Origin of the sequence: Bacillus cereus group sp. BfR-BA-01309 (assembly GCF_022664315.1) — a bacterium.
Lineage (GTDB): Bacteria > Bacillota > Bacilli > Bacillales > Bacillaceae_G > Bacillus_A > Bacillus_A mobilis.
On record NZ_JAKUHE010000017.1, the window covers coordinates 80,816 to 90,404 of the forward strand.

The following is a 9,589-nucleotide window of genomic DNA, read 5'->3' on the forward strand; positions in this document are numbered from 1 at the left end:
TCTGATAAAGCAAAACTTTAATTAGTAGGATTCTATCCACCTACCAATTTTAGATTTTCTTTTTCAATAAAAAATACCCCTTTAGATACACTATCTAAAGGGGTACCGATTCATATATTTATTAACCTACCAATCTCCTACTCAACAGTAACAGACTTAGCTAAGTTACGTGGCTTATCAACGTCACACTCGCGGTGAAGTGCTGCGTAGTATGAAATAAGTTGGAATGGAATAACTGCTACTAGCGGTGCTAGTGCTTCGTGTACAGCTGGTAATACGAAGCTGTCACCTTCCATTTCTAAGCCTTTCATTGAGATGATACATGGGTTAGCTCCGCGTGCTACTACTTCTTTCACGTTACCACGAATTCCAAGGTTTACGTGCTCTTGTGTAGCAAGTGCGATAACTGGTGTACCGTTTTCGATTAAGGCGATTGTACCGTGTTTTAATTCTCCTCCAGCAAATCCTTCTGCTTGGATGTAAGAAATTTCTTTTAGCTTTAACGCACCTTCTAATCCTACGTAGAAGTCTACGCTACGTCCGATGAAGAAACAGTTACGCGTTGTTGCTAAAAATTGTTTTGCTAATGCGTCCATTTCTTCTTTTTGATCACAAAGTTCTATCATTGCATTTGCTACAAGTCCTAATTCGTGTGTTAAATCGAAATCAAGAACTTCACCTTTTGCTTTAGCAATGTCCGCAGCTAAAATTGAAAGTACTGCAAGCTGTGCTGTGTAAGCTTTCGTTGATGCAACTGCGATTTCTGGTCCCGCGTATAACGGAAGTGTGTAATCAGCTTCACGAGAAAGCGTAGAACCAGGTACGTTTGTAATCGTTAATGCTTTATGACCCATTTCATTTGTTTGTACAAGTACTGCACGGCTATCAGCTGTTTCACCGCTTTGTGAAATGTAAATGAAGAATGGTCTTTCTGTTAATAATGGCATGTTATAAGAGAATTCACTTGCTACATGCACTTCAACTGGCATTTTTGCAAACTTCTCGATAAATTGTTTTCCAACAAGACCTGCATGATAACTCGTTCCACATGCAATGATGTAAACACGATCGCTATCTAAAATCGCATTGCGGATGTCTTGATTTAATTCAATTTCGCCATTTTCATCTTGATACTTTTGAATTATATTACGGATTACAAGTGGTTGCTCATCGATTTCTTTAAGCATGAAATGAGGGTATGTTCCTTTTTCAATATCACTTGCGTCTAATTCCGCTGTAAACGGTGCACGTTCAATCGTTTCACCTTGTAAGTTTTTAATTGTAATACTTTCTTTTGTTACGATTACGATTTCTTTATCCATTAACTCAATAAATTGATCTGTAACTTGTAACATCGCCATAGCGTCGCTCGCCACAACATTAAAGTTGTCACCAACACCTACTAATAGCGGGCTTTTGTTTTTAGCAACATAAATCATGTTTGGATTTTCAGCATCAAGTAATCCGATTGCATAAGAGCCATGTAAAAGAGATAGCGTATTACGGAACGCTTCTTCTACACTTAGTCCTGTGCTCACTTGTTGTTCCATAAGCTGTACGATAATCTCTGTATCAGTTTCACTTACGAACGTTACATCTTGTAAATATTCTTTTTTCACTAATTCATAGTTTTCAATTACACCGTTATGAACTAGTGTAAAGCGTTTTGATGTACTTTGATGCGGATGCGCGTTTACTTTGCTTGGAACACCATGTGTAGCCCAGCGTGTGTGACCGATTCCCACGCTTGCTGCTACGTTCTCATCTACGATTTCGCGAAGTTTTGCAATACGGCCTTTTTCTTTGTATACAACAACACCGTTCTCTGCTTGTACTGCAATACCTGCTGAATCATATCCACGATATTCTAGCTTTTCTAAACCTTTTAATAAAATTTCCTTTGCATCTTGTTCTCCAATAAATCCTACGATTCCACACATGTTTAGTCGCCGTTACAAATGCTTACATTGCTCTGCGAACATGTAACGACATAGTCCGATACCATTTTTATTTATACTAAAAAAAACGGATTACATATTGCTAGCCCTGTAAGCTTGTAACGGCTTTCACCTTCCTCTCGATTGGGTTTAAGTCCGTATATACTTATACAGCTAGTTTGTATCCGTTCCTTTTCTCTCATCACACTTTCACCTTTGTCCACTAAGTCACCTTAATGATTTAAGTAAAAGCTTGCGGTTGTGATGAACAACCGGGAGTCATCCGCCGAAATCTCGATAAACTCCACCTCGTCAACTACACTACTTGTAGTTCTGGCGCTTCTATAATTTACAATATTTCCTTTGAGAAAAAGAACAAGACCATCTTATAACAAACATGGATAAACCGTCAATGAAATTTTTTTCATCGTCTATAAAACATATGAAAAAGGAGCACTTATTGTGCTCCTTTTTCATATGTTTATTGAATTATTCAGCGCCAACTTCAGCTTTCACAACTTCTACAATACGATGTACATATGCGTCACAAACTTCTTGTGTTGGTGCTTCTGCCATTACACGAATAAGTGGCTCTGTTCCAGATGGACGAACAAGAATGCGGCCATCACCGTTCATTTCTTCCTCTACAACACGAATAATGTCTTTAATTTTTTCATTTTCTAATGCTAGTTTTTTATCTGTTACACGAACATTTACTAGTAATTGCGGGAACTTCGTCATTTCTCCTGCAAGCTCAGATAATGGTTTTTTCGTCATTTTCATGATGTTTACAAGTTGAAGTGCACTTAACATTCCATCACCAGTTGTAATGTAATCAAGTAAGATAATATGACCTGATTGTTCTCCACCCAGGTTATATCCACCACGCTTCATCTCTTCCATTACGTAGCGGTCACCAACTGCTGTTTTATCACTTGTAATATTGTTAGCTTCAAGTGCTTTGTAGAAACCTAAGTTACTCATAACAGTTGAAACGACTGTATTATGCTTTAATTGACCAGTTTCTTTCATGTACTTCGCACAAATAAACATAATTTGATCGCCATCAACGATGTTTCCTTTTTCATCTACAGCGATTAGACGGTCACCATCACCATCAAAAGCAAGACCGATATCAGCGCCTTTGTCTTTTACTAATTTAGCTAATACTTCTGGATGTGTAGAACCTACTCCATCGTTAATATTCATACCATTTGGTGAAGTTCCCATTGTTGAAATATCAGCCTCTAAATCCGCAAATAAGTATGGAGCTAAAGAAGACGTAGCACCATGCGCACAATCTAAAGCGATATGTAAACCAGAGAAATCTTCCTCTACAGTTTGTTTAATATATTGTAAATATTTTTGTCCGCCTTCAAAATAATCACTCACTTGTCCAAGATTCGTACCTGTTGGACGTGGTAACTCATCAACTTCTTTGTCTAATAAAGCTTCAATTTCTGCCTCTTGCTCATCTGTTAATTTAAAACCATCAGAACCGAAGAATTTGATTCCGTTATCCTGTACTGGATTATGAGATGCAGAAATCATAACACCCGCTTGTGCATCTAACGCTTTTGTTAAATAAGCAACACCTGGTGTAGAAATAACACCAAGGCGCATTACTTCTGCTCCAGTTGATAATAGACCCGCTACTAAAGCTCCTTCTAACATATGTCCTGATATACGTGTATCACGGCCAATAATTACTTTTGGACGATCTGTATCTTTTGTTAATACATAACCACCAAAACGTCCAATTTTGAACGCTAATTCAGGTGTTAACTCCTGGTTCGCAACCCCACGTACTCCATCTGTACCAAAATATTTACCCATTATGATTCGCTCCTTTTTCTAGCTCTTTTTGATTATCTACTGTTGGCTCTTGACTAGTTTCTTTATCTTTATCTTTTTCTTTATCTTTATTTTGTCCCTGTTCCGTGTCAGGCTTAGGCTTCTGTTCAGGTTCAGGATTTTTTGGTTTTTCAGCTTGATTATCTTGGTTATTATTTGAATCTGGTTTTTCACCGTTACCCTGTACTTCTTTATCTGGATTTTCTTTCTTCACAATTGTTACTTTAGCACTTTTTTGCTTTGGCTCTATTGAAATATTACCAGGACCGCTTACTTGAATAGAAACATCCTTCGTCCCCGGAGTTACATTTTGCAGATTAATCGCTGCTGTTATTTGAGCAGCTGTTATTTTATCTACTATACTTGTTTCTCCTGAAATATCAACGCTTATCTTCCCATCTTGCGGCGAAAGTAGCTGAGCCGTAACATCTTTAGAAAGTCCATTTTTTTGAATTGATATACCATCAATCGTTCTTGTTTTCGTTTGTTTTGCTTTTTGCACGCCTACTGAAACCTTCACTTGATTCGGTTTTGCACTTGTTACACCCTTTGGCAATAAAACAGAGGTATCGAATGTTGTAGACTCTGTCAATTGACTAAGATCTACTTCGACCCCCTCTATCGATTGTATATTGTCCAATATATCTTTTGGACCTGCTATCGTTACTTCACTCGGCTCAACGCTAATATTTGTAACGGCCAATCCTTCTGGTAAACTCCCCTTTTTTGTATACGTTACAGGAACAGTTTTTTCAGTATTATTGGCCGTAGCTTGCGTCGCCACATTCAATGTTACACTAATTTTAGATGGACTCGTTCTTACATTTAAACGTTTTCCTTCTTTATTGTATAATGTAACTTCGGCTGTTTTTGTAACAGTTTTATTAACACCTTTTAAATCAATATAAGCCTTTGCAGATGAAATACTTTCAATTTCTTCTTTCGTCCCAACTACCTCGACAGTATCAGGTTTAATGTTTGATTTTTCGAGAGTAGAACCCGCTGGCATTTGATCCTCATTTGATAACTTTAAGTCTACATGAACGTATTTTCTCGCTTTTTCATGTAGCGTAATTTTAATTGTTGATGGCTGAACTGTTCCTTTCACATCATCTGGAAGGCCGTTCGTTTTTAAAGAAACTTCATAAGTTCCTTTTTCGCTATCTCTCAAATCAACTGGTATATCAAATTGTTTTTTCGCTTTTGCTGTAGCAACTGCTGCTTTTGGGCCCTCTAACTTTACCTTAACGCCCTCTGCCGGAATACCACTTACAATATATTTATCTTCATCATACTTAAGGGTAATAGCATAATTAGTTAATGTTTCTTTCGCATCATTTGCAAAAGGTAGTATCCCCGATGTCGTATTTTTTTCAGTTAAAGTCGCTGACATAAAAAGCATACACGCCAATAGTAATGAGATCCCCTTTAAGAACCAATGATTCTCCATTAACTTATCCATGACGCTTTCTCCTCCAATTCCATAAAGACGAAGAAGTCGTTTTTTCGCTCGCACTAAATTCAGCTAACAACATATCTTTCAATTGTTCTGTCTTCAAATCACGATGCAACTTACCATTTTTCGTTAAAGAAATTTGACCTGTTTCTTCCGACACAACTACTGTAATACTATCAGTAACTTCACTAACTCCCATTGCAGCACGATGTCTAGTTCCTAACTCCTTAGAGATAAAAGGACTTTCCGATAACGGAAGATAACAAGCTGCTGCTTTAATGGTACTTCCTTGCATAATAACTGCTCCATCATGAAGAGGTGTATTAGGAATGAAAATATTAATGAGTAATTCCGATGATACATTTGCATTTAGCGGAATACCTGTTTCCACATAATCACCCATACCGGTCTCTTTAGACAAAGTAATTAATGCACCTATTCTACGTTTTCCCATATATTCCGTTGCTTTCGCTATCGCTGTTGCAACGATTTCAGGTTCATCATCCTCATGAGTTCCAACACGCGAAAACAAACTCCCGCGTCCTAGCTGCTCAAGTGCCCTTCGCAATTCTGGCTGAAAAATAATAATAACGGCTAAAAATCCCCACGTTAATACTTGCTCAGTCAGCCAATAAAGCGTATGCAATTCAAGGAAAATACTGATCATCCGAACGACAATAATAACTGTAATCCCTTTTAAAAGTTGAACAGCTTTCGTCCCTCGGATTATGAGAATTAGCTTATATATAATAAACCATACAACGGCAATATCTAATACCGTACTAAGATATTTCAAAATGGTCGTATCTTCAAAAGGCATGCTAACCCTTCCTCCTACTTACGAGCAATTCTATCCATATATTGAAATATTGTTTTATGCTCTATCTGTATGTATTTCCAACAACTAGTTAATTATACCATACATGAAACAAACAACAATTACAAACAACCCCCTTTAGTCTAAATTGGTAAGATGTCAAACATTATTATCGTACAGTATAATATAAATCATTATTATACGCTTATTTTCAAATAAAAAAAGCAACTTCTCAGTTGCTTTTCTTACATTTACTTTAGTTTTTCACCGAATAAAGAACCCATTAAAGCAACTGCTGTTGTTGCCGTTCTATTTCGCTCATCTAAAATAGTATTTACTTCAACAAACTCAGCTGATGTAACAATATCAGCTTCCGCTAACATTTCCATTGCTAAATGGCTTTCACGATAAGATAGGCCACCAATTACAGGCGTTCCAACTCCTGGTGCATCATGTGGGTCAAGGCCATCTAAATCTAATGATAAATGCACACCATCAGTATGAGATAAATACGCGATAGTTTCTTCCATAACAGCTGTCATACCCATACGATCAATCTCGTGCATTGAGAATACTTTAATACCTTCATTGCGAATAAAGTCTTTTTCTCCTTCATCTAATGCACGTGCACCAATAATTACAACGTTCTCTTTTCTCACCTTTGGATATGCCCCGTATAAATCTACAAGCGTTTGATGCCCATACCCTAAACTTGCTGCAAGTGACATACCATGAATATTTCCAGATGGTGAAGTTTCTTCTGTATTTAAATCACCATGTGCATCATACCAAATAACACCTAAGTTTTTATAATGTTTCGCAACACCAGCTAATGTACCAATAGCGATACTATGATCGCCACCTAATACAAGTGGAAAACGTCCTTCTTCTATAATATGATCCACCTTACTTGCTAATTCGTTACAAACAGTTGCAACTTGTGTAAGGTTTCTTAAGCTTGTATTTACATCTACTTCTTTTTCTCTCTCTATACATATATCTCCTATATCTTTAACGTCATATCCAATTTCTTCAATTCTTTCAATTACGCCTGCATAACGGATTGCGCTCGGCCCCATATCAACTCCGCGACGCATCTGTCCTAAATCCATTGGAACTCCAATAACCGAAATTTCTTTTTTCATAGATAGTATCCCCCTTTTGTGCCTTCACTAAATATTTTAAATCTTTTATATAGTCTGACTCAACTCGACATTTTTCTGTATGGATATACAAATTATTCACTTATATCCGCTTTAAAATCCAAATGTTAAGACTATTCTATGTATAAAGTTAACCTAATGAAACAACTACCATCATTATTATTAGATAATAATAAAAAACACTCCTACATTTAGAAGTGTTTTTCTGATGCTATTTTCCATACTGCGGCAATATTCTTTGCTGTCATTTCGATATTCTCTTCCGCTACTTTATATGCCTCTTCTAATGTCATCGGACTTGCTGTAATACTAAATACTGCATCGATTCCTTTTTCGTGAACAGCTGGATAATTCGGAGATACAGATCCTCCAATAGCAATGACAGGAATATGAAAATGCTTTGCACGCTCCGCAACACCTACAGGGGCCTTTCCATATGCTGTTTGTTCATCTATTCTCCCTTCACCAGTTATAATTAAATCTGCACCTTCTATATGCTTATCAAAATTTGTATAGTCTAATACAATTTCAATTCCTCTCCGCAAGCTTCCCTTTAACACTGCAATAACAGCTGCTCCCATTCCTCCTGCAGCTCCTGCGCCAGGCATTTTAGATACGTCGCAAGATAAGTATTGTTTAAGGATATTCGCATAATGCTTTAAATTCTCATCCAGCTCTTTCATCATCTCTGCATTCGCACCCTTTTGCCTCCCAAATACGAAAGATGCTCCCCTTATTCCAACTAACGGATTATCTACATCACATGCTGCTTCTATCTTTATATGCGTTAAGCGTGAATCCAAGCTTGAAAAATCAATAGCGACAATCGAATGTAACGTTCCTCCAGATGGCTCTATTACTTCCCCTTTTCCATTTATAAACCTGACTCCTAAAGCTGACAACATACCTGCTCCGCCATCATTTGTAGCACTTCCGCCAAGTCCTAAAATAATTTGCTCAGCTCCTTCGTCTAGCGCATGTAGTATAAGCTCTCCAGTTCCTTTAGTCGTTGTAATAAGTGGATTTCGCTTTTTAACCGGAACATGTTGTAATCCTGATGCTGCTGCCATTTCAATAAACGCTGTCTTTTTATCTTTAGACATACCGTAAAAGGCTTGTACACGTTCTCTAAGTGGCCCTGTCACATGAAGTGATATAATCCTTCCCTCTGTAGCATCTACAAGTGAATCAACCGTTCCTTCCCCTCCATCTCCAATTGGTATTTTTATGTACTCTGCTTTAGGAAAAATTGCTCCAAAACCTCTTTCAATAGCTTCACATACTTCTATAGCTTTTAAGCTTTCTTTATATGAATCAGATGCAATAACAACTTTCACAATTATCTCCACCCTTTATTTTCGCGTTTTCTCCATTTTAAATGACAAATATGAAAGTTGTCTTTTTAAACACAAAAAAAGCTTACATCATATGATGTAAGCTTCTCTATTAGATGGAGCCTAGCGGGATCGAACCGCTGACCTCCTGCGTGCAAGGCAGGCGCTCTCCCAGCTGAGCTAAGGCCCCTTAGTAATAAAGCGGAAGACGGGATTCGAACCCGCGACCCCAACCTTGGCAAGGTTGTATTCTACCACTGAACTACTTCCGCGAAAATGGTGAGCCATGAAGGATTCGAACCTTCGACCCTCTGATTAAAAGTCAGATGCTCTACCAACTGAGCTAATGGCTCGTAAATGGCTGGGCTAGCTGGATTCGAACCAGCGCATGACGGAGTCAAAGTCCGTTGCCTTACCGCTTGGCTATAGCCCATTAATATTTACTAGTATGGTTATCTTTTCAAAAAAATAAACCCTCTCAGGTTATTTTAAAGAAAATGGTGGAGGGGGGCAGATTCGAACTGCCGAACCCGAAGGAGCGGATTTACAGTCCGCCGCGTTTAGCCACTTCGCTACCCCTCCGACATTTAAAATATATATGGTGGAGGATGACGGGATCGAACCGCCGACCCCCTGCTTGTAAGGCAGGTGCTCTCCCAGCTGAGCTAATCCTCCAAAAGTGGTGACCCGTACGGGATTCGAACCCGTGTTACCGCCGTGAAAGGGCGGTGTCTTAACCACTTGACCAACGGGCCAAAAATTTAAAACTTTTTCCAAGCTTCCAACCGGGCTTGAACCGGTGACCTCTTCCTTACCATGGAAGTACTCTACCAGCTGAGCTATGGAAGCATAATGGCTCCGCAGGTAGGAATCGAACCTACGACCGATCGGTTAACAGCCGATAGCTCTACCGCTGAGCTACTGCGGAATAATACAAGCCTGGCAACGTCCTACTCTCACAGGGACAAGGTCCCAACTACCATCGGCGCTAGAGAGCTTAACTTCCGTGTTCGGTATGGGAACGGGTG

At 38.5% G+C, this 9,589-nt stretch carries 6 protein-coding genes, 9 tRNA genes, 1 rRNA gene and 1 pseudogene; all 17 read right to left on the reverse strand.

The window, feature by feature from the left end; genetic code table 11:
- Nucleotides 1-137: 137 nt before the first annotated feature.
- A complete protein-coding gene (glmS, locus tag MR115_RS24610) occupies nucleotides 138-1,940 on the reverse strand; it encodes a glutamine--fructose-6-phosphate transaminase (isomerizing) (protein WP_097819838.1) in 1,803 nt (600 codons plus the stop codon).
- 12 nt (nucleotides 1,941-1,952) lie between these two features.
- Nucleotides 1,953-2,140, reverse strand: a pseudogene (locus MR115_RS24615) (hypothetical protein).
- A gap of 286 nt (nucleotides 2,141-2,426) precedes the next feature.
- A complete protein-coding gene (glmM, locus tag MR115_RS24620; protein WP_000521484.1) occupies nucleotides 2,427-3,773 on the reverse strand; it encodes a phosphoglucosamine mutase in 1,347 nt (448 codons plus the stop codon).
- Nucleotides 3,766-5,253 (reverse strand): CdaR family protein, encoded by a 1,488-nt coding sequence (locus MR115_RS24625; protein WP_242243074.1) that lies wholly within the window; start codon nucleotides 5,251-5,253, stop codon nucleotides 3,766-3,768. The genes glmM and MR115_RS24625 overlap by 8 nt, the downstream gene beginning before the upstream one ends.
- Entirely contained in the window at nucleotides 5,246-6,067 is an 822-nt protein-coding gene (cdaA, locus tag MR115_RS24630; RefSeq protein ID WP_048528662.1) for a diadenylate cyclase CdaA, read from the reverse strand. Before cdaA ends, MR115_RS24625 begins: the two co-directional genes overlap by 8 nt.
- A gap of 248 nt (nucleotides 6,068-6,315) precedes the next feature.
- Nucleotides 6,316-7,209: an arginase gene (rocF, locus tag MR115_RS24635; RefSeq protein ID WP_242243075.1), complete on the reverse strand. Its 894-nt coding sequence runs from the start codon at nucleotides 7,207-7,209 to the stop codon at nucleotides 6,316-6,318.
- 209 nt (nucleotides 7,210-7,418) lie between these two features.
- A complete protein-coding gene (locus MR115_RS24640) occupies nucleotides 7,419-8,564 on the reverse strand; it encodes a glycerate kinase (RefSeq protein ID WP_242243076.1) in 1,146 nt (381 codons plus the stop codon).
- A gap of 114 nt (nucleotides 8,565-8,678) precedes the next feature.
- Nucleotides 8,679-8,751: transfer RNA gene (locus MR115_RS24645), tRNA-Ala, on the reverse strand.
- 10 nt (nucleotides 8,752-8,761) lie between these two features.
- Nucleotides 8,762-8,833, reverse strand: a tRNA-Gly gene (locus MR115_RS24650).
- Between the two features lie 5 nt (nucleotides 8,834-8,838).
- Nucleotides 8,839-8,914, reverse strand: a tRNA-Lys gene (locus MR115_RS24655).
- 5 nt (nucleotides 8,915-8,919) lie between these two features.
- Nucleotides 8,920-8,994: transfer RNA gene (locus MR115_RS24660), tRNA-Gln, on the reverse strand.
- Nucleotides 8,995-9,059: 65 nt separating this feature from the next.
- Nucleotides 9,060-9,143: transfer RNA gene (locus MR115_RS24665), tRNA-Tyr, on the reverse strand.
- Nucleotides 9,144-9,160: 17 nt separating this feature from the next.
- Nucleotides 9,161-9,236: transfer RNA gene (locus MR115_RS24670), tRNA-Val, on the reverse strand.
- A gap of 5 nt (nucleotides 9,237-9,241) precedes the next feature.
- Nucleotides 9,242-9,316: transfer RNA gene (locus MR115_RS24675), tRNA-Glu, on the reverse strand.
- Between the two features lie 21 nt (nucleotides 9,317-9,337).
- Nucleotides 9,338-9,410 (reverse strand) — tRNA-Thr (locus MR115_RS24680).
- A 4-nt stretch (nucleotides 9,411-9,414) separates the two neighbouring features.
- A tRNA-Asn gene (locus MR115_RS24685) sits at nucleotides 9,415-9,489 on the reverse strand.
- Nucleotides 9,490-9,498: 9 nt separating this feature from the next.
- Nucleotides 9,499-9,589: ribosomal RNA gene (gene rrf, locus MR115_RS24690) — 5S ribosomal RNA — on the reverse strand; the annotation flags it as partial.

Bases quoted from the DNA above. Each gene is read 5' to 3' on its own strand.
- glmS (WP_097819838.1), bottom strand. From the start codon at position 1,940: ATGTGTGGAATCGTAGGATTTATTGGAGAACAAGATGCAAAGGAAATT.
- glmM (WP_000521484.1), bottom strand. From the start codon at position 3,773: ATGGGTAAATATTTTGGTACAGATGGAGTACGTGGGGTTGCGAACCAG.
- MR115_RS24625 (WP_242243074.1), bottom strand. From the start codon at position 5,253: ATGGATAAGTTAATGGAGAATCATTGGTTCTTAAAGGGGATCTCATTA.
- cdaA (WP_048528662.1), bottom strand. From the start codon at position 6,067: ATGCCTTTTGAAGATACGACCATTTTGAAATATCTTAGTACGGTATTA.
- rocF (WP_242243075.1), bottom strand. From the start codon at position 7,209: ATGAAAAAAGAAATTTCGGTTATTGGAGTTCCAATGGATTTAGGACAG.